Source organism: Herbiconiux sp. L3-i23 (genome assembly GCF_023734115.1).
Taxonomy (GTDB): domain Bacteria; phylum Actinomycetota; class Actinomycetes; order Actinomycetales; family Microbacteriaceae; genus Naasia.
Map to the genome: position 1 here is coordinate 461,786 of NZ_AP025737.1, position 24,521 is coordinate 486,306.

General features: G+C 69.9%; 22 protein-coding genes and 2 pseudogenes. 11 read left to right on the forward strand and 13 right to left on the reverse strand.

Translation table 11 applies throughout. The features are described 5' to 3' along the window. The first annotated feature begins 123 nt into the window (after nt 1-123). Complete coding sequence (locus NGH83_RS02215; RefSeq protein WP_251857442.1) at nt 124-1,113, forward strand: hypothetical protein; 990 nt, start codon at nt 124-126, stop codon at nt 1,111-1,113. 170 nt (nt 1,114-1,283) lie between these two features. Here the strand turns inward: NGH83_RS02215 and NGH83_RS02220 are convergent, their stop codons facing one another. Further along, a complete protein-coding gene (locus tag NGH83_RS02220) occupies nt 1,284-1,646 on the reverse strand; it encodes a hypothetical protein (RefSeq protein ID WP_251857443.1) in 363 nt (120 codons plus the stop codon). A 354-nt stretch (nt 1,647-2,000) separates the two neighbouring features. Continuing rightward, nucleotides 2,001-2,535 (reverse strand): annotated as a pseudogene (locus tag NGH83_RS02225) (recombinase family protein); the annotation flags it as partial. A gap of 97 nt (nt 2,536-2,632) precedes the next feature. Here NGH83_RS02225 and NGH83_RS02230 point away from each other — a divergent pair. Then, nucleotides 2,633-2,908 (forward strand): DUF1778 domain-containing protein, encoded by a 276-nt coding sequence (locus tag NGH83_RS02230; protein ID WP_251857444.1) that lies wholly within the window; start codon nt 2,633-2,635, stop codon nt 2,906-2,908. 108 nt (nt 2,909-3,016) lie between these two features. Continuing rightward, nucleotides 3,017-3,418: pseudogene (locus NGH83_RS02235) on the forward strand (GNAT family N-acetyltransferase); the annotation flags it as partial. 74 nt (nt 3,419-3,492) lie between these two features. Here the strand turns inward: NGH83_RS02235 and NGH83_RS02240 are convergent. After that, complete coding sequence (locus NGH83_RS02240; protein ID WP_251857446.1) at nt 3,493-4,674, reverse strand: acyl-CoA dehydrogenase family protein; 1,182 nt, start codon at nt 4,672-4,674, stop codon at nt 3,493-3,495. Nucleotides 4,675-4,808: 134 nt separating this feature from the next. Between NGH83_RS02240 and manA the strand changes: the two genes are divergently transcribed. Continuing rightward, nucleotides 4,809-6,056: a mannose-6-phosphate isomerase, class I gene (gene manA, locus NGH83_RS02245; RefSeq protein ID WP_251857447.1), complete on the forward strand. Its 1,248-nt coding sequence runs from the start codon at nt 4,809-4,811 to the stop codon at nt 6,054-6,056. A 45-nt stretch (nt 6,057-6,101) separates the two neighbouring features. Here the strand turns inward: manA and NGH83_RS02250 are convergent, their stop codons facing one another. Together NGH83_RS02250 and NGH83_RS02255 are read right to left on the reverse strand one after the other, a co-directional pair. After that, nucleotides 6,102-7,058: a GDP-mannose 4,6-dehydratase gene (locus tag NGH83_RS02250; protein ID WP_251857448.1), complete on the reverse strand. Its 957-nt coding sequence runs from the start codon at nt 7,056-7,058 to the stop codon at nt 6,102-6,104. 1 nt (nt 7,059) lies between these two features. Next, nucleotides 7,060-8,046, reverse strand: a complete 987-nt coding sequence (locus tag NGH83_RS02255) for a GDP-mannose 4,6-dehydratase (RefSeq protein ID WP_251857449.1) — start codon at nt 8,044-8,046, stop codon at nt 7,060-7,062. A gap of 292 nt (nt 8,047-8,338) precedes the next feature. Here NGH83_RS02255 and NGH83_RS02260 point away from each other — a divergent pair, with 292 nt between their 5' ends. Beyond that, the gene (locus NGH83_RS02260) at nt 8,339-9,655 is read left to right on the forward strand and encodes a UDP-glucose/GDP-mannose dehydrogenase family protein (RefSeq protein WP_251857450.1); all 1,317 of its coding nucleotides are present in this window, start codon (nt 8,339-8,341) and stop codon (nt 9,653-9,655) included. A 40-nt stretch (nt 9,656-9,695) separates the two neighbouring features. Here the strand turns inward: NGH83_RS02260 and NGH83_RS02265 are convergent, their stop codons facing one another. Next, nucleotides 9,696-9,875, reverse strand: coding sequence for a hypothetical protein (locus NGH83_RS02265; protein WP_251857451.1), 180 nt, complete (start codon nt 9,873-9,875; stop codon nt 9,696-9,698). A 131-nt stretch (nt 9,876-10,006) separates the two neighbouring features. Beyond that, entirely contained in the window at nt 10,007-11,014 is a 1,008-nt protein-coding gene (locus NGH83_RS02270; RefSeq protein WP_256470116.1) for a GlxA family transcriptional regulator, read from the reverse strand. Between the two features lie 246 nt (nt 11,015-11,260). Between NGH83_RS02270 and galE the strand changes: the two genes are divergently transcribed. The 4 genes from galE (at nt 11,261) to NGH83_RS02290 (ending at nt 17,581) form a co-directional block, all read left to right on the forward strand. After that, nucleotides 11,261-12,223: a UDP-glucose 4-epimerase GalE gene (gene galE / locus NGH83_RS02275; RefSeq protein ID WP_251857452.1), complete on the forward strand. Its 963-nt coding sequence runs from the start codon at nt 11,261-11,263 to the stop codon at nt 12,221-12,223. Nucleotides 12,224-12,450: 227 nt separating this feature from the next. Further along, on the forward strand, nt 12,451-12,774 hold the full coding sequence (locus tag NGH83_RS02280; protein ID WP_251857453.1) for a WhiB family transcriptional regulator: 324 nt from the start codon (nt 12,451-12,453) through the stop codon (nt 12,772-12,774). Between the two features lie 159 nt (nt 12,775-12,933). Further along, nucleotides 12,934-16,086 (forward strand): glycosyltransferase, encoded by a 3,153-nt coding sequence (locus NGH83_RS02285; protein ID WP_251857454.1) that lies wholly within the window; start codon nt 12,934-12,936, stop codon nt 16,084-16,086. Beyond that, a complete protein-coding gene (locus NGH83_RS02290; protein ID WP_251857455.1) occupies nt 16,076-17,581 on the forward strand; it encodes a DUF5719 family protein in 1,506 nt (501 codons plus the stop codon). Before NGH83_RS02285 ends, NGH83_RS02290 begins: the two co-directional genes overlap by 11 nt. A gap of 46 nt (nt 17,582-17,627) precedes the next feature. Here the strand turns inward: NGH83_RS02290 and NGH83_RS02295 are convergent, their stop codons facing one another. Then, the gene (locus NGH83_RS02295; RefSeq protein WP_251857456.1) at nt 17,628-18,068 is read right to left on the reverse strand and encodes a metallopeptidase family protein; all 441 of its coding nucleotides are present in this window, start codon (nt 18,066-18,068) and stop codon (nt 17,628-17,630) included. A 48-nt stretch (nt 18,069-18,116) separates the two neighbouring features. Here NGH83_RS02295 and NGH83_RS02300 point away from each other — a divergent pair, with 48 nt between their 5' ends. Continuing rightward, the gene (locus NGH83_RS02300; protein WP_251857457.1) at nt 18,117-18,329 is read left to right on the forward strand and encodes a DUF3499 family protein; all 213 of its coding nucleotides are present in this window, start codon (nt 18,117-18,119) and stop codon (nt 18,327-18,329) included. Nucleotides 18,330-18,365: 36 nt separating this feature from the next. Here NGH83_RS02300 and NGH83_RS02305 read toward each other — a convergent pair whose 3' ends face one another. From NGH83_RS02305 to NGH83_RS02315, 3 genes are all read right to left on the reverse strand, one after another. Next, complete coding sequence (locus NGH83_RS02305; RefSeq protein WP_251857458.1) at nt 18,366-19,670, reverse strand: MFS transporter; 1,305 nt, start codon at nt 19,668-19,670, stop codon at nt 18,366-18,368. After that, complete coding sequence (locus tag NGH83_RS02310; protein WP_251857459.1) at nt 19,667-20,107, reverse strand: MarR family winged helix-turn-helix transcriptional regulator; 441 nt, start codon at nt 20,105-20,107, stop codon at nt 19,667-19,669. Before NGH83_RS02310 ends, NGH83_RS02305 begins: the two co-directional genes overlap by 4 nt. A gap of 73 nt (nt 20,108-20,180) precedes the next feature. Further along, nucleotides 20,181-21,023: an RDD family protein gene (locus tag NGH83_RS02315; protein ID WP_251857460.1), complete on the reverse strand. Its 843-nt coding sequence runs from the start codon at nt 21,021-21,023 to the stop codon at nt 20,181-20,183. Between the two features lie 16 nt (nt 21,024-21,039). On the opposite strand from NGH83_RS02315, the gene NGH83_RS02320 reads away from it, so the two are divergent. Then, nucleotides 21,040-22,035 (forward strand): stage II sporulation protein M, encoded by a 996-nt coding sequence (locus NGH83_RS02320; protein ID WP_251858429.1) that lies wholly within the window; start codon nt 21,040-21,042, stop codon nt 22,033-22,035. A gap of 132 nt (nt 22,036-22,167) precedes the next feature. Here the strand turns inward: NGH83_RS02320 and NGH83_RS02325 are convergent, their stop codons facing one another. Beyond that, nucleotides 22,168-23,496, reverse strand: a complete 1,329-nt coding sequence (locus tag NGH83_RS02325; protein ID WP_251857461.1) for a DUF58 domain-containing protein — start codon at nt 23,494-23,496, stop codon at nt 22,168-22,170. Nucleotides 23,497-23,545: 49 nt separating this feature from the next. After that, nucleotides 23,546-24,499, reverse strand: coding sequence for a MoxR family ATPase (locus tag NGH83_RS02330; RefSeq protein WP_251857462.1), 954 nt, complete (start codon nt 24,497-24,499; stop codon nt 23,546-23,548). Between the last annotated feature and the right edge of the window lie 22 nt (nt 24,500-24,521).

Below are 24,521 nucleotides of genomic sequence, written 5' to 3' on the forward strand. Positions count from 1 at the left end.
CGGCTGGGACTTGCGTATCTCGATCTATCGAACCAACAACCGCCTCGTCGACTCGATCAAGTCACCCTAGTAGTAAGACGCGGCGAAGCGTGGTGGCGGCCGATTGAAGGAAGATTTGCGGAAGTGCGGGCGCTGTCCTTTCAGACCGCTGACTTGGTAGATCTCGGGCCGCTTGAAGAAATGCCTTCACTTCAATCCCTCGATCTGAATGCGCTAGGCGACACGAGGATAAAAAGCAAGATTGACGCTAGTGGCTTGACGCACTTGGAGCAGTTTATAGGAGATCCAAGAAAACTTGTCGGAATCGATCAATTGAGCGAAATCCGGCGCGCTCTAGTCCTACGCGGCGTTGCGCGTCGTGATTATGAGTGGCCGCTGCAGGAACTTGAATTAAGGCGAACCGCAGACATCACTGATCTTGCACGTTTCGTCAGGGCTGACGACCTAAGAAAACTAGCGGTGACAGGTGTCAAGAATATTGACGTTTCGGAACTGCCCAGTTCGATCCGGGCCCTAAGTTTGACAAATGTTCGCCACATCACCGGAGTGACGGGTCTGGCTAACATCGAACACTTGGTATTAGAGGACTGTCCCGCCATCGATTCGTGGGAGAAGCTCTTCGACGGACGATGCGCGCGCATCACGAGCATCGGCAGGCGCCCCTTCGAGGGCGAACGGTCCTGGGTTCGAGATAAGATGCCGCCGCCCACTAGTGGAACGTCCGGCTCCCTCATGGTCCTCTTACATCCGGGCGTCAGTAGGCCGCTCTCATACCCGGACACAATCCTTGACAGTGGGGTTGATGACCTAGTCGATGACGGGTGGGACGATCTGGACCAAGGGGAGCGGGACCTACGAATGGGGCGCCTACTTGATCGCCTGAACGCTGCGGTGATGAAGTTGGGGACCTCGGAGTTGGTGCCGATCAATGGCAGAGCCCGAAATCTGGAGGCTGGGATGTTGTCGCAAGCCTGGCAGTCGGGCGCTCTCGTAGGCGGAGAAAAGGTACTTCTGAGGGGGAGGCCCGTTGCGGAAGTGCTCGAGGACCCATGGGAGGGGATCATCGTTGACGAAACCGTAGCGGCGGAGATACGCACCAAGGAGTCGAGCTAACCGGGGTGTTCGAGTGCAATCACCAGGCTGACGCGGTGCTCGCACAACGTTGGCACTGGCACTTGCTCGTGGATCAGAAGCTACCCGATCGCTGAAACGCGTCACTCCCACTACAACAGGGCCCGCACTGCTCGGCGACTGTCCGTAGGAGGATCGCCTAGCGGACACCCTCAGCCGACGGTGACCACCGTGTCGATGCTGGCTACGTTGTCGCCAGTTATCTCTTCTGGCGTGACGAGCGGCCCAGATAGCTTCTCACCGGCCTCGCCTATGCACTCTTGCACCTCATCGGGCTGGTTGCGGGCGATCGGCATGGTGATCGACATGTCGTAGCTCCCGCTTAGGGGTGTCCCCTTATCTGAGAACGGCCCGAACGAGATCTTCCCGCCCGTTAGAACGCCGTCGTCCTGTGCGAAAAAGCTGCCTTCACGAAAGAAGTTTGAGTTCAACACCGTGCCGTCTGGGAGGTTGGACTGCGCGTTGACGAGGACGCCTCCGCTGGCGTTGGTGGTGAGTTGGTAGGTGATCGTCACTTCGAGCGGAGTTGGAGGGCACTCGGCGGCGGCGGTGACACTGGGGGATGGCGACGGCGAAGGTACGGGCTCGGCGCCTGACTCCGAGGCGGTAGCTATCGGTGAAGGTCCTGCTGCAGGCTGTGATGTGGAGCAAGCCGAGAGGGGCGCCAAGAGGGTCGCGCCGATGACGAACATCGGAACCAGTCGCATCTGTCGATCATTGCATCACGCAGGCGCTCTAGTCCGCGGGTCGGGCTGGCGCGGCGTTGTCTGTCCGCTCGAGCTTCTCCATCGCGCGCTGAACGCGGATGTGCGGTGTCCGGGGCGGTCGGGGAGTGATCGCTCGAAAGACCCGTCCGAATGGGTTCTCGCTCAGGGTGCCCTATCTGAACCTGCTGTCGATCCCGCGAGCTCGCGTGACCGGCGGTTGAACGACGCGCGCGACATTCCGAGGTCGCGGGCCACTTGGGCTGCGGGCTCACCGCTCTCGACAAGGCGAATGGCGCTGCGGATATGGCTGTCGGTAATACGCTGCGGTCGACCGCCCAGATCCTTACCGGCCTCACGTCTTTGCTGACCGAGTCGGTGGCCCGTTCCCGTTTGATCTCGTACTCCATCTGAGCGAGCGCGGCCATGATCGTGCAGAGCATCGACCCCATGGGGGTCGAGGTGTCGACGCCGGCCTCCGCCGAGGTTGAGGACGCGGAGGCCAGCGTCGCGCGTGCGGAGCTCGTCGGCGAAAGCGAGCATGTTCTGCGTGGAGCGGCCGAGCCGGTCGAGTGTGGTGATGACGAGGGTGTCGCCGTCGTGCAGGGCTTCGAGCGCTCGGACGAACTCCGGCCGAAACGCGCGCACCCGAGACGCCGTGATCGATATAAAGGTCGTCACGACGTACGCCGGCAGCGACCGGGCCAGGGCACAGGGGCGGGCCCCGACTGTGCAAGCGGCCTCTGGGCGCCAAACTCAGGTGGCCGTTGTACGGCAGTTCGCCGTACAGTTGCGCCATGACTAGGCCGAAAAGATCCGAGCGTCTAGAGCTGCGGGTCACACCCACCCAGAAGGAAGAGATCGAGCAGGCCGCCGCCATCGAAGGTCGTTCAGTGACCGACTTCTCGGTATCGGCTCTTGTACGCGAGGCGGAAGAGGTCATCCGAGTTGAGCGCGAGCTCCACATGACGGAGGAGTCCTGGGCCGCCTTCAATGCGATTCTGGACGGACCGCCTCGGTCAGTGTCGGGACTCGCGGATCTCCTACGGCGCCCCTCAGCCTTCGTCGATTGACGAACCTTTCACCGACCCCGCCCCCTCTCGGCAGAGGTCGTCACCACTGGCTTCGACTGCGGAGAGCCGGCCCTCAATGAGTGGCTCCAGAGCAGAGCGCTCCGAAGCGAGAAGACCGGCGCTAGCCGCACCTTTGTGTCTTTGACAGAGGACGGGGGAGTTGCGGGCTACTACTGCCTATCCGCGAGCTCGCTGTCGATCGAAGACGCGCCTGGTCGCGTTCGCCGAAACAGGCCCGATCCAATCCCGGTGATCCTCTTCGGTCGGCTGGCAGTCGACCGACGGTTCGGAGGGCAAGGTCTCGGCGGATCCTTGTTGCAGGAAGCCATGCTCAAGGGAATGGAGGCTGCCCGCTTGGTCGGTGCGCGCGCCTTCGTGGTCGACGCCCGCAACGAAGACGCGGAGAGCTTCTACCAGCGGTTCGGGTTCCAGCTGATGCCGCCCAGCAGCAAACGTGCCATGCATCTGCTGGTAGCGGACGCAGAGAAGACGGTTGCCGAGTTGGCTTAGGAGCGCCCTCGCGCCGCACGGTCCCGCTTGGAGCGGTCAGATTTCACTCGCCGGTCAAGCGGCGAGAGTGACAATCAGACGAACGCGGGCTTGCCCGTGATGCGGCGGCCCACGATGAGGGTGTTCATCTCGCGGGTGCCCTCGTACGAGTAGATCGCCTCGGCGTCGGCCATGTGGCGGGCGACGCCGTGGTCGAGCACGATGCCGTTGCCGCCGAGCGCCTCGCGGCAGAGTCCGACGCTTTCGCGCATCGCGGAGGTCGCATACGCCTTCGCGAGGGCGGCGTGCTCGTCGGTCTGCTTGCCCTCGTCGAGCAGCTGCGACACCCGGATGACCATGCCGAGCGACGCGGTGATGTTGCCGAGCGCTTTCACCAGCATGTTCTGCACCAGCTGGTGCGAGGCGATCGGCTTGCCGAACTGCACCCGCTCGCCGGTGTACTTGAGGGCGGCCTCGTAGGCGCCGATCGCGTTGCCGACCGCCGCCCACGCCACCTCGGCGCGGGTGAGGCGCAGCACCTTCGCGGTGTCGCGGAAGCTGTTCGCGTTCTGCAGGCGGTGGCTCTCGGGCACCCGCACATCCTCGAGGGTGATGTCGGCGTTCTGCACGATGCGCAGGCTCTGCTTGCGCTCGATCTTCGTCGCCGTGTAGCCGGGTGTCGAGGTGGGCACGATGAAGCCCTTCACCTGACCGTCGGCGGCATCCTTCGCCCAGACGACAGTGATGTCGCTCCAGGTCGCGTTGCCGATCCAGCGCTTCGAGCCGTTGATGACCCACTCGTCGCCTTCCTTGCGGGCGACGGTGCGCAGGCCCTGCGCGGAGTCGGATCCCGACAGCGGCTCCGTGAGACCGAACGCCCCGATCAGGTCGGCCGACGCGAGCTTCGGTAGCCACTCCTTGCGCTGCGTCTCGTCGCCGCCCACGCTGATCGACCCCATCGCGAGCCCGTTCTGGACTCCCACGAACGTCGCGACCGACGCGTCGACGCGGGCCAGCTCGAGGGCGACCCAGCCGCGGAACATCGCCGAGTTCTCGAACGGGCGCGTCTCCTCCCACGGCATGGCGAACAGCTTCAGGTCGGCGAGCGGCTTCACGATCTGCGTGGGGAACTCGGCCCGCTCCCAGTAGTCGTCGACGATCGGACGCACGTCGCGCTCGAGGTAGTCGCGCAGATCTGCGAGGACGGCCTTCTCACGGTCGGCGAGCGCCTCGCCGTAACCGTAGAAGTCGCTGACGAGTGGCGTGTAGTCGGTCATGTCTCGCTCCGTCGCTAGAGGCTCCATCACTGGAGAAGGCCCCGCATCGGGCCCAGGGAGACGTTAGTGAAGCCCAGAAGCCCCGCAAACTCGGTTGGTAGGTTGGCATAACCAGTCGGATGAGGAGTCGGAACATGTTTGTGGGCATCACCAACACGCCCCGTGATTACGCGTGGGGATCCACCACCGCGATCGCCGAGCTCCTCGGACGCGACCCCTCCGGCGGTCCCGAAGCCGAGCTGTGGCTCGGGGCCCACCCGGGGTCGCCGTCGCGCATCCTCGCGCCCGCCTCCGTCGGCGGACACGAGACCCTCGACGCGTGGATCGCCGCCGACCCCGCCCGGACGCTCGGCGCCCAGCGTGCCGGGGATCGCCTGCCGTTCCTGCTCAAGGTCCTCGCCGCCGACGAGCCGCTGTCCATCCAGGCGCACCCCTCAATCGAGCAGGCGCAGGCCGGATACGCCGCCGAAGACGAGGCGGGGGTCGCCGTCGACGCCGCCGACCGCAACTACAAGGACGAGCTGCACAAGCCCGAGATGACCCTCGCGCTCAGCGAGACCTTCGACGCGCTCGCCGGATTCCGCGACCTCAGCATGACCCTCATGCTGCTCAACGAACTCGCGGCGCTCGCCGCCGGATCCGCCGACGACATCGCCGCGATCCAGGCCTTCGCCGATCAGCTCACCGGCGACGATCCGCTGCGGAACGCCGTCGGTTGGGCGTTCGGCGGCAGCGACGAGGCGGTCGCCGCCATCGAGGCCGTCGCACGGATCAGCGCCGACGCCCCCGCCGTGTCGAGCTTCACCCGCGAGTACGCGACCCTCGCCGACATCGGCCGACGCCACCCCGGCGACCCGGGAGTGCTCGTCGCCCTGCTGCTCAACCGGGTGGCCGTGCCTCAGGGCCAGGCCGTCTACCTGCCCTCCGGCAACGTGCACGCCTACCTGCGCGGGCTCGCGATCGAGATCATGGCATCGTCCGACAATGTCCTCCGCGGGGGGCTCACCGCGAAGCACGTCGACGTCGACGAGCTCCTCAAGGTGGTGAGGTGGGAGTCGCTGCCCGCGCCGTACCTCATCCCCGAAGACGGCGGGGCCGGAGTCGAGATCTTCCGACCCGACGTTCCCGACTTCGCGCTCGCACGCGTCACCGTGGGGGAGTCGGGCTACAAGCACGGCTACCAGAACGAGGGCACCGAGCGGGCCTACTTCACTCCGTCGGGCCCCGCGATCATCCTCGTCGTCGAGGGCGAGCTGCGCATCGACGGACAGGTCTCCACCGCCACCCTGCTGCGCGGGGAATCGTCGTTCGTCACGCCCGACGAGGGCGCGCTCGAGTTCAGCGGATCGGGCATCGCGTTCGTCGCGACGACCAACGCCTGACGTTCACGCCTGACGCTTCGGGCGGGCAGCGCCGCTCCGGTCGGATCAGCGGCCGGCGCGGATCTCGTCAAGGTCGTGCGCGACCATCGCGGCGACGATCCCCGCGAAGTCGTGGGTGCGACGCCAGCCGAGCGCGCGCTCGATCTTGCTCGGATCGCCGCGCTGCTCGGGCTGCTCGCTCGGCCGCATGAAGCGCGGATCGCTCGTCACGTAGGCGCGCCAGTCGGTGATGCCGACCGCGGCGAATGCGGCCTCCACGAACTCGGCCACGGTGTGCGATTCGCCCGTCGCCACGACGAAGTCGTCGGGCGTCTCCGCGCCCGCGATCAGGACGAGGGCGTCGACGTAGTCGGGCGCCCACCCCCAGTCGCGGCGCGCATCGAGGTTCCCAAGGGTGAGCGTCTCGGCCGTGCCGGCCGCGATCTCGGCGACCCCGCGTGTGATCTTGCGAGTCACGAACGCCGTCGGACGCCTCGTCGACTCGTGGTTGTACAGGATCGCGTTCGACGCGAACAGCCCGCGCCCGCGGTACACGCCGACGAGCGAGTGCGCCCACGCCTTCGCCGCGCCGTACGGGGACACCGGCGCGATGGGGGTGGTCTCTGACTGCGGCAGCTCCGTCGCAGCGCCGAATACTTCGGCGCTCGAGGCCTGCACGAAGCGCACCGGCGAACCAGTGCTCTCCTGCCGCCGCCACGCGGCGTCGAGCAGGGCGGCGACCGACATCCCGGTGATGCGCGCCGTGGCCAGAGGATCGGTCCATGACGCCGCAACCGAACTCAGTGCGCCGAGATTGAAGACGACGTCGGCTTCGGCGTCATCGACGATCGAGGCGAGACGCTCGGTGTCGCCGAGATCCGCGACCACCGTCCGAGCGCCGGCCGGAACGGAATCGGAGGGATCGCGAACGAGGCCCGTCACCGACCAACCGTCGGCCACCAGCCTCTCGACCAGGAAGCTGCCGTCCTGGCCGGCGGCTCCGGTGACGAGGGCTGCGGGCATGTCAGAGCTTGCCGTCGCGGGCGAGAGCGAGGTCGCTCTCGACCATCATCTGCACCAGCTGCGTGAACGAGACCTCGGGCTTCCAGCCAAGCTTCGTGTGCGCCTTCGTGGCGTCGCCGATCAGCAGATCGACCTCGGCGGGGCGGAAGAACGCCGGGTCCTGTTCGACGTACTGCGACCAGTCGCCGAGCCCCGCGGCGTCGAAGGCGACCTCGAGCAGCTCCTTGATGGAGTGGGTCTCGTTCGTCGAGACGACGTAGTCGTCGGCCCGGTCCTGCTGCAGCATCGCCCACATGGCGCGCACGTAGTCGCCCGCGAAGCCCCAGTCGCGGCGGGCGTCGAGGTTGCCGAGCACGAGCTTGTCCTGCAGGCCGTGCTTGATGCGCGCGGCGGCGATGGTCACCTTGCGGGTCACGAACTCGGGTCCGCGACGCGGCGACTCGTGGTTGAAGAGGATGCCGCTCGAGGCGTGCATGCCGTACGACTCGCGGTAGTTGATCGTCATGTAGTGGCCGAACACCTTCGCCACTCCGTAGGGGGAGCGCGGCCAGAGCAGCGTCTCCTCGGTCTGCGGCACCTGCTGCACCTTGCCGAACATCTCCGACGACGACGCCTGGTAGAACCGCACCGACGCCGGGTCGTCGCCCGCGTAGAGGCGCGTCGCCTCGAGCATGTTGAGCACGCCCTTGCCGGTGACGTCGCTGGTGAGCGACGCGTTCTCCCACGAGTACGCGACGAACGAGATGGCGCCCAGGTTGTAGACCTCGTCGGGCTTCGCGATGCCGAGCACCCGCACGAGCGAAGCGACGTCGGTCAGGTCACCGGTGACCAGCTTCACGTCGGGGACCACACGGGTGACCAGGTCGTACTTCGGATTGTTCTGACCGCGGATCAGCCCGTAGACCTCGTACCCCTTCGACAGCAGCAGCTCGGCGAGGTAGAGGCCGTCCTGGCCGGTGATCCCGGTGATCAGTGCACGCTTCGACAAGGTTCTTCCTTCGTGGTCAGGTCCGTGGAGCGCCGTCCCGCGACGAAGCGGGCCGGCATCGGGCGAAGACACGGCGTGAACCGGTCGTCGTTGCTCGCGCGGGCGAAGCGGCTCAGCGTGTGGGCCTCTCACCGACGGCGATCCCTCCCATGTAACCACTTCCCGGCCGTTAGTGCCGGACGAGCGGAACGGCTGAGGAGCAGGTTCACACCTTCGCTGGGCGGGCGTCCGCGGCGTTTCCCCCGGTCTGATATGACTTGGGCGTCCGCGAAACGCGTCGAAGGTGGTTCCCATGCGGTTGTCGGTGATCGGTTGCGGGTACCTCGGGGCGGTGCACGCCGCGAGCATGGCGGAGCTCGGCCACGAGGTCGTGGGCGTCGACGTCGACGCGGCCAAGATCGCCGCGCTGTCCGCCGGGCGGGCGCCGTTCTTCGAGCCGGAGCTCGACGGCATCCTCGCCCGCGCGATCGAGTCCGGCCGGCTCACCTTCTCGACCGACGTCGCCGCGGTCCGGGGCGCCTCCGTGCACTTCATCGCAGTCGGCACCCCGCAGCGCCGCGGTGAGAACGCCGCCGACGTCAGCTACGTCGACGCCGCGATCGAGAGCCTCATCCCGCACCTGTCTGCCGGCGACCTCGTCGTCGGCAAGTCGACGGTGCCCGTCGGCACCGCGCAGCGCCTCGCCACCCGCCTCGACGACGCGGGCACCGGCGCCCTGCTGGCGTGGAACCCCGAGTTCCTTCGCGAGGGATTCGCCGTGGAGGACACCATCCACCCCGACCGGCTCGTCTACGGGCTGCCCGACGACGCCGCCGACGCGGCGACCGCGAAGGCGCGCCTCGATGAGGTCTACGCCGCGGCGCTCGCCGCCGACACCCCTCTCGTCGTCGGGGACCACGCGACCGCCGAACTCGTGAAGGTGGCGGCGAACGCGTTCCTCGCCACGAAGATCTCCTTCATCAACGCCATGGCCGACATCGCCGAGGTCACCGGCGCCGACGTCACGACCCTCGCCGACGCGATCGGCTTCGACCAGCGCATCGGACGCCGGTTCCTCAACGCCGGCATCGGTTTCGGCGGCGGATGCCTGCCGAAGGACATCCGCGCCTTCAGCGCGCGGGCGGAGGAGCTCGGACGGGGCGAGTCCCTGCGCTTCCTGCTCGAGGTCGACGCGATCAACATGCGGCGCCGCGAGCGGATGGTCGAGATGGTCGTCGAGGCGCTGGGCGGCAACGTCTACAAGAAGAAGGTCGCGGTGCTCGGCCTCGCCTTCAAACCCGACTCCGACGATGTGCGCGACTCACCGGCGCTCGACGTCGCCGTGCGTCTCAACGGTCTCGGAGCGCACGTGATCGCGACCGATCCGGCCGCCATCCCCAACTCCCTCCGCCTGCAGCCGCAGCTCGGCTTCGCGACCGACACGAACGATGCGCTGCACGGCGCCGACGTCGTCGTGCTCGTCACGGAGTGGAAGGAGTACCGCGAACTCGACCCCGTCGCCGCGGGCGCGCTGGTGCGCGAGAAGGTGATCATCGACGGTCGCAACATCCTCGACCCCACCTCGTGGCGGGACGCGGGCTGGAACTACCGGGGGATGGGGCGCCGCTGACCGGGATCGGCGAACGTCGGGGCCTCGGCTAGCGCCTCGATCATGCGGCGGGGGCGTATCCGCTTCGTGCCCGATCGGTGCGGCCGCGAAGGATGCGGATGACCAGCAGCACGAGGGCGACGGCGGCGGCCAGAGCGGCGAGCACCCAGAAGAGCGCGAAGGCGACGACGGCGGCGACGACGCCCAGCAAGACGCCCAGCACGATGCGGGGTGCGGACACGGCGGAACTCCTCCTCGGAAACAGCAACGAGGAGCGGCGTCGGGTCGGCGCTCGAGATGCGGCGCTTCGGGCGGACCGCTCGGACATGGTGGCACACGGACGCGCGCTGCGCCAGTGGCGGCGTGGCGACTTCAGGCGGAGGCGAGCGCGCCGAATGTCCGCCGGTAGGCCTGCGGGCTCGTCTGCAGCACCTTCACGAAGTGGTGCCGCATCACGGCGGCCGATCCGAACCCGGTCTGCTGGGCGATGTGCTCGAGCGGCAGGTCGCTCGACTCGAGGAGCTGCTGCGCCCGCAGCAACCGCTGCCGGTTGAGCCACGCGGCGGGCGTCGCGCCGATCTCGGCCCGGAACCGCCGCGCGAAGGTCCGCGTGGACATCAGCGCCTTCTTCGCCAGCTGGTCGATGCCGAGATCCTCGTCGAGGTTCTCGAGCATCCAGTCGACCACCTCGGCGAACGAGTCCGATCGGTACTCGGGCACGGGCTGGGCGATGTACTGCGACTGGCCGCCGTCGCGCTGCGGCGGCACGACCATGCGGCGTGCGATCACATTGGTCGCGGCGGCGCCGAGCTCCTTGCGCACGATGTGCAGCGCCGCGTCGATCCCCGCCGCCGTCCCCGCGCCGGTCACCACGTTGCCGTCCTCGACGAAGAGGACGTCCGGGTCGACGTCGATGGCGGGATAGCGGCGCGCGAGCTTGTCGGCGTACATCCAGTGAGTGGTCGCGCGGCGCCCGTCGAGCACCCCCGCCTCGGCGAGCTGGAACGCGCCGCTGCAGACGCTCAACACCCAGGCGCCGCGATCCGTGGTGTTCCGGATGAGCTCGAGCACCCGGTCGTCGAACGCCCGGACGAGCCGGTCGCCCTCGGCGGTCGTCGACTCTCCGGTCGAATGCGTGCCGCCGGTGTAGGCGGGGATGGCGATGAGATCGGCGTCGAGGGCGGCGTCGAGGCCCTCCGAGACCACCAGCTGGAGTCCGTGCGTCATCGGCACCGGCCGCGACGGATCCGCCGTCACGACGTGGAAGTCGAAGACGGGTCCGCCCATGTCGCTGCGATCGATGCCGAAGACCTCGCAGATCACACCGAACTCGAACTGCGCCATTCCGGGAATCGCGACGACGGCGACCTTTTTCAGCAACGGGACTCCTCACGGCTAAGTGGCAGAAATGGTACGTCGACTGGCAATGCTGCCACTCGTGGCCGGAAATCCCAAATCATAGATTTCCTGCCATGATCCTGTTCCTCGTCCTCCTCCTTCTCCTTTCCACCGCGGCGATCGCGATCTCGGTGCGATCGCTCTCGTCCGATCCGAGACCGCCGTACCTCGCGCCGCCCCGAAGCCCCCGTGATGACTGACGGGGGCGCCGCTCGATAGGCTGGCCGGATGAGCTGGTTGGTCACCGGAGGCGCGGGATACATCGGATCGCACGTGGTCCGTGCCTTCCAAGCGGCCGGCATCGAGCCGATCGTGCTCGATACCCTGACGAGCGGAGTGCGCGCGTTCGTGCGCGACGACGTGCGATTCGAGCACGGCAGCATCCTCGACGGCGCCCTGCTGCTGCGGCTCTTCACCGACTACGACGTCGAGGGCGTCGTGCATCTCGCCGGCTTCAAATACGCGGGCGTCTCGGTGCAGAAGCCGCTCCTCACCTACGAGCAGAACGTCACCGGCACCGCCACGCTGCTCGGCGCCATGGGGGAGGCGGGCGTCGACAAGATCGTCTTCTCCTCGAGCGCTGCCGTCTTCGGGACCCCCGACGTCGACCTCGTGACCGAGGAGACGGCGACGAGACCCGAGTCGCCCTACGGCGAGTCGAAGCTGATCGGCGAGTGGCTGCTGCGCGATCAGGAGAAAGCGGCCGGAGTGAAGCACACGTCGCTGCGCTACTTCAACGTGGTCGGGTCGGGATACCCCGATCTCTACGACGCGAGCCCGCACAATCTCTTCCCGCTGGTATTCGACGCGCTGCTGCGCGGCGATGTGCCCCGCATCTACGGCGACGACTATCCGACGCCCGACGGCACCTGCGTCCGCGACTACATCCACGTCTCCGATCTCGCCCAGGCGCACGTCGCCGCCGCCCGGCGCCTCGCGGCGGGGGAGCCGGTCGAGCGGGTGTACAACCTCGGCAGCGGCGAGGGTGTCTCCGTGCGGCAGATCATGGACGCCGTCGCGTCGGTCACCGGGATCGCGTTCGACCCCGAGATCGCGACACGCCGACCGGGCGATCCGGCGCGAATCGTCGCCACTGGCGAGAAGGCCGCGCGCGACCTCGGCTGGACCATGCGGCACGGGCTCGACGACATGGTCCGCTCGGCGTGGGACGCTCGCCGATCCGCGGACTGACGCGGCCCGCCTCCTCCAGTCTGTGAAACAGCCGTGAACGCTGCCCGGGAATTCTCGGAACCAGTCGCCGACGGGCTGTGTTTCCCGCTGGTTAACGGCGCGTCCTGATCCGATAACGATGAGGGCGGGCCTATGGTCCGCGACTTGACGAACCGGAATCACACCGGTGTAATTACTTCCAGCGCACACGGGGCACCCAGCCCCCAGTGCGGATGGGGAGACTTTCGATGACTATTTCCGAGTTCAGGTCAGGGGTACCTGAAGACTGGTTCGTAGACCCGGTTCGACTGGGAGTCCCCGGTGTCCGCAAGCGCGTCGACGACGAAGACGACGCGCTCGCGTGGCAGGCCGACTCCCTCTGCGCTCAGACCGACCCCGAGGCGTTCTTCCCCGAGAAGGGCGGCTCGACCCGCGAGGCGAAGAAGATCTGCGCGAGCTGCGAGGTCAAGGCCCAGTGCCTCGAGTACGCGCTGCAGAACGACGAGCGCTTCGGCATCTGGGGCGGACTCAGCGAGCGCGAGCGTCGCAAGCTCCGCAAGCAGGCGGTCTGACCAGCGAACGCCTACCGCTCAGTGCTCAGCCGGATGGCTGACGAGACGGATGAACCGGCTGCCTCGATCGAGGCAGCCGGTTTTTTCATGCCGTCTTCACATTGACCCTCCACGGGGTGTCAGGCCGGGCACGGCCGCGGCCGCACGTACCGTGATGAGGTGCGAGCGCAGGTAACGGTGGTCCTCGTCGCCCGTCGGGCGGGCGAGTACCTCGATCAGACCCTCGCCGCCCTGGCGGCGCAGACCCGCCGGCCCGACCGCATCGTCTTGGTCGAACTGGGCAGCGACCCCCGTTCGGCGGCGCTGCAGAACGTGGCGGGCGTCGAGCGGATGGTCGCTCCGGACTCCCTGTCGTTCGGCGACGCCGTCGAGGCCGCCACCCGCGTGCTTCCACCCGCGCAGTCCGGAGACGAGTGGCTGTGGCTGCTCTCGGCCGACAACGCCCCGTCTCCGGATGCTCTCGCCGCGTTGCTCGCCGAAGTCGAGATCTCTCCGTCGGTGGCCATCGCGGCGCCGAAGCAGATGCAGGCCGCCGATCCCACCTACCTCTACTCGTTCGGCGAGACGATGACGCCGTCGGGCACCGCGGTCGAACTCGCCGAACCGGAGCTCGACCAGGCCCAGTACGACCGCGAGAGCGACGTGCTCGGCGCCGCCGCCGGCGGTCTCCTCGTGCGCACTCGGCTCTGGCAGGAGTTGGAAGGCTTCGACCCCGGCCTGCCCGCGGTCGACGACGCCCTCGACTTCTGCGTCCGCGCGCGCCTGGCCGGGCACCGCGTCGTGCTGGTCCCGGGAGCCCGCGTGCTGTCGGCCGGGCGCCACGCTCCCGGCACGGCGCATCTCGGCGCCCGCACCTCGCGCGCCAAGAAGGCGCGCCTCGCCCGTGCCGCCGGTCTGCACCGGCGCATGGCCTACGCACCGGCGTGGGCGGTGCCGCTGCACTGGCTGAGCCTGGTTCCCCTCGCGCTCGTCCGTGCGATCGGCCAGCTCCTCGGCAAGCGGCCAGGGCGCGTGCTCGGTGAGTTCGCCGCAGCATTCTCGGTGGCGTTCGCGCACGCCGGAAGCATCGTCGCCGCCCGCCGTCGCATCGCCCGCGGCAACGTCGCCGGGTGGAAGTCGATCGCGGCGCTCCGCCTGCCGTGGCAGGAGGTGCGACGACGTCGTGCTCTCACCCGCGACGAGGCCACGAGTGCGCGACGCGCCGACCGCTACGCGCTCGACTTCTTCTCCGGCGGCGGCGTATGGACCGTCGTCGGCGCCGCGATCCTCGGCGTCATCGTGAGCATCCCCCTCTTCGGATTCCCGACCGTCGCCGCCCCCGGGCTGCTGCCGCTCGGCTCGGTCGGCGACCTGTGGGGCGCGGTGGGCTACGGCTGGCGGGGCGCGGGCGCCGGATTCGTCGGCGCCGCCGATCCCTTCGCCTGGGTGATCGCCGTTCTCGGCTCGCTCACCGCATGGGCTCCGTCGGCGTCGATCCTCGCCCTCTACTTCGCGGCCCTTCCGCTCGCCGCCCTCGGTGCGTGGTTCGCGGCGGCGCGGCTCACCCCGCGCCCCGGTCTGCGGCTGCTCGCCGCGGCCGCGTGGACGCTGGCGCCCACCCTGCTGGTCGCCCTCGCCGACGGTCGACTCGGCGCGGTCATCGCCCACCTGCTGCTGCCGTGGCTCGCCTTCGCCCTGAGCAGCGCACGCCGCTCATGGGCGGCGGCCGCCACGTCGGGGTTGCTCGCCGCCGCCATCGCCGCGTCGGCTCCGTCGCTGCTTCCCGCCCTGCTGGCGCTGTGGCTCGTCGCCGTCATCGGATTCGCCGCCGCAGGACGGCGCGGACGCGGCTGGCACCGCCTCGTCCCGTTGCCGCTGCCCGCCGTGGTGCTCTTCGCGCCGCTCGCCCTGCAGCAGTTCCTCCGCGGCACCCCGCTCGCGGTCTTCGCCGACCCGGGCGTCCCCGTGCCGACCCCTGCCGCCGGCTCGACGCTGCTCGAGCGCATCGCCGATGCGGTGTCCCTCCTCGCCTTGCAACCCGACGCGCTCCGCTCGGGTCTCGACCCGCTGATCGGCGCGTTCGGTATCGAGGCGCCCACCCTGCTGCTGCCCGCCGTCCTCGCCCTGCCGCTCCTGCTCACCGCCCTCGCGGCACCATTCCTCGCCCGGCCGCTGCGTGCCGTCGGCGCACTCGGCGTCGCGGCGACCGGATTCCTGTCCGCGTCGGTCGCGGGGCACCTCGTACTCGCCACCTCCGGCGGCGACGCCGTCACGGTGTGGCCGGGGTCGGGACTCAGCCTGTACGGCTTCGGTGTCGTGGGTGCGGCCGTGATCGCGCTCGATCAGGGTTCCGCCCGCGCGGCGTCGATCGTGCGCGGCGTCGTCGGCGGGGTCGCGGCGCTCGGGGTGGTGATCGCCGCGCTTCCGCTGCTCCTCCTCTCCGTCCAGGCGGGCGGGGCCGTGGGCGGCGCCGGATCGACTGTGCCCGCCCTGGTCTCGGCGGAGGCGGCGAACGATCCGTCCATCGGCACGCTCGTGATCGACCCGGCAAAGGACGGCATCGCGGCCCGCCTCGAGCGGGGAGCGGGCGGGCTCCTCGACGAGCAGAGCACCCTGTACGCCACTTCGCGTACCGGTGCCCTCTCGGCCGCCGACGAACAGGTCGCCGTCCTCGCCGGCAACCTCGCCTCGCGCAGCGGGTACGACTCCGCGGTCGACCTCGACGCGCTCCGCATCGGCTTCGTGCTGCTCGGCCCCGCGACGGGGGAGGACTCGGCGGTCCGCGACCGGGTCGCCGCCGCCCTCGACGCGAACAGCGCCTTCACGCCGGTGACGACGACAGCGCTCGGCACGCTGTGGCGCTACGTCGGCCTCGACGCCGGTCTGCCTCCGGCGGTCCAGCCGGTACTGACTCCCGCGCAGCACGCCGTCGGCCTGATCGTCATCGTCTCGCAGCTGCTCGTGCTCGGGTCGACCCTGCTGCTCGCCCTGCCGACGGGTGCGCTCGCCGAGCGGGTGCGCCCCGAACGCGAGGTCCGCCGCGGCTCCGGGCGGGCCCGTCGCGCGGCGGTCGCCGCCGCGACGCAGAAGTCGGACGTCACCGATGCCGACGCGACCGACGTTTTGAGGGCTCCGGCACCGGATGGCGAGCCGGCGTCCCCGAGTCCGTCCGGAACGCCCGCGGAGACGAAACCCGACGAGGAGACCGCCCGTGTCTCCCGCCGTGCGGAGCCCGATGACTCGGATGCCCGCTCGTTCGACGACGTGGACCGCGAACCGCGCGGCGACGACGAGTACGCCACGATCCGGCGAGGAGGCGACCATGGCGCATAAGGCGCTCCACATCGGCGGCCGCGTGCTCGCCGGTCTCGCGTCCATCGCAGCGGCCGGGGCCATCGTCGGCGCGGCCGTACTGATGCCGGCCCCGAGCGATGCGGCACCGGCGGACGTGTCGGGGCTCGCCGTCACCCCGCAGCCCATCGATCAGCAGCGGGTCTGCGCAGGGCCCTTGCTGCGCCTCGGCGATGCGAACGGGCAGGGAGCCACCACCGTCACCTCCTTCGGGGCGCCGAGCGTCATCGCCTCGAGCGGCGCGACCAGTGCCGCACTCGACGACATCGACGTCGTCGTTGCCGACGGGGGATCGTCGTCCAGCGTCATCACCGCGCCGCCCTTGGCGGCCGATGCGGCACCGCTCGCCGCCGTGCAGGCGCAGCTCGCGGCGGAAGCCGATCAGAGCGGACTCGCCGTCGCCTCCTGCGACGAGAGCGCGGCGGTGTCGTGGCTGGTCGCCGGAGCGACGGACACGGGACGCACGACGCTCCTCCTGCTCGAGAACCCGAGCGGCGTCGAGTCGATCGTCGACGTCGCCCTGTTCGGCACCGAGGGGCGCGTCGACGCTCCCGGCCTCACCGATCTCGTCGTCCCCCCGGCCAGCCAGCGGGTTCTCTCCCTCGCCGGCTTCGCGCCCGGAGCCGCAGCACTCGCGGTGCAGGTCGAGAGCCGGGGCGGGCTGATCGTTCCCACCCTGCAGCAGAGCATCGTGCGCGGACTCGAGCCCGGCGGGGTCGAGCTCACCGGTGCGACGGGTGCGCCGTCGGAGACGCAGGTCGTTCCCGGCGTCCGCATCACGACCGCTCAGGCGGCCGCCGAACGCTCCCAGCTCGGGGGTTCGACGGACGTCGCTACCGCCGTGCGCGTGTATGTGCCCGGAGACGAGGACGCCGAGATCAGCATCGGCGCCTCCTCCGACACTCCGGGTGTGGCCGGGGTGACGGTCGACGCGACCGCCACCGCCGGATCGGTCGTCGACATCCCCGTCGTCGGCCTGGGCGACGGCACCTACACGGTCACCGTGCAGTCCTCGGTGCCCGTTGTCGCGGCGGTGCGCGCGGCGACGGTCGCCGCCCCCGACCCCAACGCGCCCGTCCTCGACGCGGACGTCAGCTTCGAGATCGTCGGCGACGCCGGCGACGTCGACGTGGTGGCCGGGCAGCGCATCGACTTCGCCTGGTTCGTGTCGGCTCCGACGCTCGACGGCACCGTCTCGTTCGCGACCGCCGACGCCCCGGCGCCCCGCCTCACCCTCACCGCCGCGGCGGGCGCTGCCGCCGACGTCGTCCTCACCGACGAGCAGGGCGAGCGCCGCGAGCTCTCCGTCTCCGCCGGGTCGACGGCGAGCGTCGACCTCACCGGAGCCCGCGTCTACCGGCTGGACGGTGCCACCGGCCTCACCGGCGCCGTGAGCTACGCGGCGGACGGTCAGCTCTCGGCCACCGTGCTCCGGCCGGTGAACCCGCTCGCGTCGACGATCACCGTCTACCGCTGAGCGGCGCGGAGCCGCACGACGCGAGTCGGCGCAAATCCGCTCGGATTCAATGGTCGCGGAAGCGTTCGGGAGCGAGATCCCACGGGTCGCGCCCGAGGTATTCACCGGCCGCGCGCAGCACGCAGCCCTCGACGACCATGCGCAGGTGCAGCTCGTCCTTCACGTGCAGCTTCGACATCCGCTCGATGGGCAGCCGGTAGAGGATGATGCGGTTCTGCGGCGCGATCACCCGCCAGCGGTCGAGGCGTCGGCCCGACAGCTCGGAGGGCAGCCCCGCGACCTCGAAGCTGACGACGTCGAGCTCGGGCCAGAGACTGCGCAGGTATTCGGCGGTGTCGGCGACCGCGTCGTCGAAGACGTCGATGCGTCCGCGGAGCATCGGAAGATGCGGCCCTGCGACCGAAGAGCGAAGCCCGCGGCCGTGCCGATCGAGTCCGCGAGCACGCGGTGCCCGCGGACGCCCGGCGGCGGAACGGGAGCGAGCCATGCGGCCATGGTACTCGCAGGGGAAAGCAGGGCTATCCTGAATCCCGCGATGAGCAGACGTCCGTGTTCCCGAGTGAACTGCCAGGAGGAGGCTGTCGCGACCCTGACGTACGTCTACGCCGACTCGATGGCCGTCCTCGGTCCCCTCAGCGAGAAGGCCGAACCGCACAGCTACGACCTCTGCGCCGTGCACGCCGAGCGCCTCTCGCCGCCGCAAGGCTGGACGATCCTCCGCCACGCGGCCGTCGACCCGCTGATCTAGCGCCGTCCGCGAGTCGTTGGTCGGTGGTCGTGGCGGTCAGGACGCCTCGCGCGCCGTGATCTCGTCGAGCTCGAGGTCGGTCGCCAGGTCGCCGCGGGTCTCGACCGTCGCCCGCAACGTCGACCGCTCGTCGGCTCGGGCCGCCCGCCGCGACATGAGCCAGACGACACCGACAGCGCCTCCCAGCAGTCCGGAGAGTGCGGCGACGGCGAGCGCCGCCCGGGGGCCGAACGCGTCCGCGACGAACCCGACCGCGGGTGCTCCGATGAAGGTGGTGCCGGCGAAGAGCGCCATGTAGATCGACATGACCCGTCCTCGCACACGGCCCGGCGTCGTCGACTGCACGTAGCCGTTCGCGCTCGTCATCAGGATCATCGACGAGACGCCGACGAGCACCAGCGTCGCGGCGAAGCTCCAGTAGCCGGGCATGATGGCCGCGGCGGCCGTCGCGAGACCGAAGCCGACCGCGGCGAGGACGACGGATCGGACTCGTGGACGTTCTCGGCTGGCAGTGAAGAGCGCGCCCGTCACCGATCCGATCGCGAGGATCGACGAGAGCAGTCCGAACGCGCTCGAATCGGCCCCGAACTCGATGCGCGCCATCGTGCTCGTGTAGATCGGGAAGTTGAAGCCGAACGTGCCGACGAGGGTGACGATGACGAGCACCGTCACGATGTCCGGGCGGCTGCGCACGTAGCGCAGTCCTTCGCGCATCTGCCCGCGGCCGCGCGCAGCCTTGGTGACGGCATGCAGCTGATCGCGTCGCAGCAGCACGAGAGCGGCGAGCACCGAGGCGTAGGTGACGGCGTTGACGAGGAACACCCAGCCGGTGCCGATCGCGGCGATCGCGAGGCCCGCGACCGCGGGGCCGACGAGGCGAGCCCCGTTGAAGGACGCCGAGTTCAGCGCGACCGCGTTGGGCAGGTCGGTGCTCGGCACCAGCTCGCTGACGAACGTCTGCCGCGTCGGGTTGTCGATGGCGGTCACGACACCGAGCAGCAGGGCGAAGCCGTAGACCATCCACAGCTCCGCAGCCCCTGACAGCACGATGGCGCCGAGCCCGACCGCGAGCACCGCCTGAGCCAGCTGGGTGCCGATCAGGAGCCGCCGGCCGGGGAGGCGGTCGACGAGGACGCCGGCGAACGGTCCGAGGACGAGGAGCGGGCCGAACTGCAATGCCATCGTGATGCCGACGGCGACCGCGTCGTGGTCGGTCAGCTCGGTGAGCACCAGCCAGTCCTGGGCGGTGCGCTGCATCCACGTCCCGACGTTCGAGACGAGCGCCCCCGCGAACCAGATGCGGTAGTTGACGGCGCGCAGCGAGCGGAAGACCGCGCTCACGAGTCGGCGAGCTTCCGGAGGATCTCCGTGACGGCCAGCAACTGCGCCCGCTCGTGCGCGGGCAGCCTCGACAGCTGCGCGCTGAACCACTCCGCGCGCAGTCGCGCCGTCTCGGCGAGCAGGTCCCTGCCCTCGGGCGTGAGGCGCACGAGCACGCGCCGCGCGTCGTCGGGGGAGGGCTCGCGGCGCACGTAGCCCGCCTCCTCGAGCGAGTTCACGGTGCGGTTCATCGACGGCGGGCTGACCTTCTCGGCGGCCGCCAACTCACCGGGGCTCGCCCCGTCGGCGGAGGAGAGGCGCCACAGCGCGCCCAATTGACTGTCCGTCACGTGGCCGCCGCGCTCGGCGCGGATCCGGCGCGAGACCTTCTGCAGGAGCACCCTCAGCTCGTTCTCGTCGGAACTCGCCGACTCGGGTCCGGGGTGCGCAGTGCTCATCGATCGTTAGCCTAGCTCATTAGCAAGGGTAACTAACTGGGAGTGGCTCGAGGCTTTGCAGCGATGATCCGGGTCAGCGGTCGGGGAAGTCGTGGGGCAGTGCCGTGAGCACGGGCTGCAACCGCGCGAGCCGTTCGGCCTCGAGTCTCAGCGCCTCCCGCTCGCGCTCGCGGCGCATTGCCGAGACGCCGGCGAGGAAGAGTTCGGGCGTGGTGCTGGGCAGCGGCGAGACGAATGGTGCGGCGGCCGCCGCGAGCGACTCGGCCAGTCGGGCTCTCGACGTCGGAGTCATCCGGTTCGCGTTGCCGAGGAACGACGAGATGCGGCGGGCGAGCGCGTCGGGCAGTGTCGCGACGTCGGCGCTGCGCGACCATTCGACGAGTTCCACCGGCACCGACCAGACCGCCGACGTGGCCTGGGGGACCCGTTCGACCTGCGCGTATGTGCCCGCCAGGATGTCGCCGATCCGCTTCGCCCTCGGGTTCAGGAGGCCGACGACGGCGGCGAGACCTCCCGCGGTCAGCCAGATCTCGAGGAGTCCCGACAGCGCACGGATGAAGGAGTGACGCAGGGTGATCGCACCGCCGTCGTCCCGCACCACCCGCAGGCCGAGGGCCAGTTTGCCGAGGGAGCGGCCGCGGGTTGCGAACTCGACGATCATCGGCAGCACGATCGTGACCAGCACCAGGACAGCGATCGAGACGGCGGCGAAGACCGCGGAGTCGAGCAGCTCCCAGTCGGAGAGGAAGCCCACGCCGAGGAAGAGCAGGAGCACGACCAGCAGCGACGCCAGGAAATCGATGATGAGGCTCGCGGCGCGCATCAGGACGCTCGCCGGGCGGACGTCGAGCACGACGGCTTCGCCGACGATCAGATCGTCGTCATCCGGCAGCGCCGTGGCGGATCGGTCGGCCATGCCTATCATCGTAGGCGTGGACCTCGACGCCTACACCGACGCCCATCGGGGCGAGTGGGCGCGGCTCGACGCGCTGGCGAAGCAGCGCCGCCTCGACGGGCGGCAGGCCGACGAGCTGATCGAGGGCTACCGCGCGGGTGCCACGCAGCTGTCGGCGATCAAGACGAGCGCAGGATCCACCGCCATCGGCGACCGCCTGTCGGTCACCCTGTCGCGTGCTCGCCTGCGCTTCACCGGCGCGACCGACAACCTGCTCGGCGCGTTGCCCGCCTTCTTCGGCGCGCAGCTGCCGGCCGCCTTCTACCGCGTGCGGTGGCTCACGGTCGTCGTGATGCTCGTGACCGTCGCGATCGGGGCGATCTACGCCACCTGGATCGCAGGCGACCCGCGGGTGCTCGCGAGCTACGGCGACGACGCCGACCTGCGGCGCTACGTCGACTCCGAGTTCACCGACTACTACAGCTCGAACCCGGCGGCGTCCTTCGCCGGACAGGTGTGGACGAACAACGCCTACATCGCCGCCCAATGCGTCGCCTTCGGCATCACCGGCATCTGGGTGCCGTACGTGATCTTCAGCAACGCGCAGAGCGTCGGTATCGCGGCCGGCGTGATGTTCTCGTACGACCGGGGCGACGTGTTCTTCGAGTACATCCTCCCGCACGGCATGCTCGAGCTCACCGCGGTCTTCGTCGCCGCGGCGGCGGGCTTGCGCATCTTCTGGGCCCTCATCGCGCCGGGCCCGCGGACGCGCGCGCAGGCGCTCGCCGAGGATGGTCGCGCACTCTTCACGGTCGCGATCGGGCTGGTGCTCGTGCTGTTCGTCTCGGGCATCATCGAGGGCTTCGTCACTCCGGCGCCGTGGCCGTGGTGGATCAAGATGACGATCGGCGGCGGCGCCCTCGCCGCGTACTGGTTCTACACGCTCTACTTCGGCCGCCGCGCCTACCGGGCGGGCCAGACGGGCGACCTCGACGAGTTCGAGGCGGGCGCCCGCCGCATCACCTCCGGCTGACCCCACCCGTTTACCCCTGCGAGCGCGGTGTGTTGCTCCGAGCGCGCCTGTATAAACACCCGCGCTCGCAGCAACACACCTCCCTCGCGCTGAAGCGCGCGATGGGCCCAGCTCGCGGGGGTGGGGACGGGGTTAGAGGCGGCCGGCGGCTTTCAGGGCTAGGTAGCGGTCGGTGAGGGCGACCGGGAGGTCGGCCGGGGCGGCCGTGACCACCTCGGCGCCCTGCAGGCGGATGGCCGCGGCGACACGGTCGGTGTCGAGGAGTGAGCGCTCGGCGGCCGCGGCGCGGTAGACCTCGCTGCGCCCCGACCGTGAGCCCACCTGCGCGCGGATGTCCGGATCCGTCACCGACGCCACGATGACGACGTGCCGCTTGGTCAGCTGGGGCAGCACGCTGAGCAGGGCCCGCGACGACCCGACCGACTCGACCGTGGTGACGAGCACGACGAGGGACCGCTGCGATGACACCGACCGGACCTGGGCGGGGATCGCCGCCCAGTCGGTCTCGATCAGTTCCGGCTCGACGCCGGCGAGCGCATCGACGGTGCGCGAGAGCAGCTCGGCGCCGGTCGCCCCCTGCACGCGGGCGCGCAGGCGCCGGTCGTAGGCGAGGACGTCGACCCGGTCGCCCGCGCGGGTGGCGAGAGCCGAGAGCAGCAGCGCGCTCTCGATCGCCGTGTCGAAGCGCGGCTCGTCGTCGACGCGCGCGGCGGCGGTGCGCCCCGAGTCGAGCACCAGAACGACCCGACGATCCCGTTCGGGACGCCAGGTGCGCACCATCACCTCGGATCCGGCGCCGTGCGTGCTGCCGCGTCGGGCCGTCGCCCGCCAGTCGATGGAGCGGACGTCGTCGCCGCGCACGTACTCGCGCAGCGAGTCGAACTCCGTTCCCTGACCGCGCACCATCACGCTCGTGCGGCCATCCAGCTCGCGCAGGCGAGCCAGTCGCGAGGGCAGGTGCTTGCGGGAATGGAACGGAGGCAGCACCCGGATGCTGCCGGGGGAGGCGAGCGTCGCCTGTCGCGCCCACAGACCGAGCGGTCCGACCGAGCGCACCGTCACCTGATCGACACTGCGCACTCCGCGACGGAAGGGCGTCAGCCGCACCTCGATGCGGCGCCGTTCGCCGGACGGCACCGAGACGGGCACACGCGTGGGGGAGGCGCCGGCGGACGGCTGCCACGCGTCGCGCACGATGCCGCGCAGTCGCCGCGGGCCGAGGTTCGTGAGCTCGAGGGTCGCCGCGACGGTGTCGCCGAGGCGGACTCGGGACGGGAGGGACCGGGAGAGCGAGACGGCGCGCGGTGACGCCGCGGCGGCGAGGTCGACCGAGCCGAGTACGACGCAGAACACGAGCCAGGCCAGCAGCGTCCATCCGCCGGCGTCGGCGAGGAGACCGGCGATGAAGACGGGCACCACTCCGACGAGCACGAGCAGCACGAAGCGACCGGTGACGCTCATCGGGCGCCTCCGGCGGGTGCGGGCCGGTGGTCCGGCGAAGCGGAGACGATCAGATCGGCACCTGCACCTGCGCGATGACCGACCGCAGGATCGCATCGGCCGACACGCCCTCGAGTTCGGCCTCGGGGCGCAGCTGGATGCGGTGGCGCAGCACCGGCAGCGCCATCTCCTGCACGTGGTCGGGGGTGACGGAATCGAAGCCCTGCAGCCACGCCCAGGCCTTCGACGCCGACAACAGGGCGACCGCGCCGCGGGGCGAGACGCCGAGGCCCACGGACGGGGCCTCGCGCGTCGCACGGGCCAGGTCGACCGCGTATCCGAGCACGTCCTCGGACGCGGTGACCGCGACGACCGCGCGTTGCGCCGCCTCGAGGTCGCCGGGGGAGAGGACGGGGCGGATCCCCGCGCCGCCGAGGTCGCGCGGGTCGAAGCCCGCGGCGTGGCGGCGCAGCACCTCGAACTCGGTGTCCCGCGCGGGGAGGTCGAGGACGAGCTTCAGCAGGAAGCGGTCGAGCTGCGCCTCGGGCAGCGTGTAGGTGCCCTCGTACTCCACGGGGTTCTGGGTCGCGGCGACGAGGAACGGGGCTGGCAGCCGGCGGCTCGCTCCGTCGACCGACACCTGGCGCTCCTCCATGGCCTCGAGCAGCGCCGACTGCGTCTTCGGGGGCGTGCGGTTGATCTCGTCGGCGAGGAGGATGTTCGTGAAGACGGGGCCCTCGCGGAAGACGAACTCGCCGCGCGAGCCCTCGTAGATCATCGATCCGGTCACGTCGCCCGGCATGAGGTCGGGCGTGAACTGCACCCGCTTGGTGTCGAGTTGCAGCGCCGCCGACAGCGAGCGCACCAGCAGTGTCTTCGCGACGCCGGGTACACCCTCGAGCAGGACGTGGCCGCGCGCGAGCAGCGCGACGATCATCCCGGTGACGGCGCCGTCTTGGCCGACCACCGCCTTGCCCACCTCGGTGCGGACGTCGCGGAGCCGGGTGCGGAGGTCGTCGGTCATGGGATCCATTCTGGTCGGCACG